The following is a 241-nucleotide window of genomic DNA, read 5'->3' on the forward strand; positions in this document are numbered from 1 at the left end:
CTGTCCCGATGCCTCTCGTAGCCGAGGTGCTCGGTCAGTTCTGCATTGAGCGCTGTTTCCACCGTGAGCTTGAGCAGCTCACGGGAGAACGCATTCAAATCAGCTTCGGTCTTGATGTCTTTCGCCAGCTCTTTGGCCAGCGCCTGCAGTTTGCTTCTTTCCATGGCGTTTGTCGTCATTTTGGCAATTCCTCATTATAGGAGGTTCATCTACCAGAATTACTTACACACTTTTATTTACA

At 49.4% G+C, this 241-nt stretch carries 1 pseudogene; it reads right to left on the minus strand.

Going from position 1 to position 241, the window contains the following annotated elements:
* Nucleotides 1-164 (minus strand): annotated as a pseudogene (locus tag ACO0LF_RS31885) (IS256 family transposase); the annotation flags it as partial.
* Nucleotides 165-241 lie beyond the last annotated feature (77 nt).

This window comes from Undibacterium sp. Di27W, from assembly GCF_049340345.1.
Lineage (GTDB): Bacteria > Pseudomonadota > Gammaproteobacteria > Burkholderiales > Burkholderiaceae_D > Undibacterium.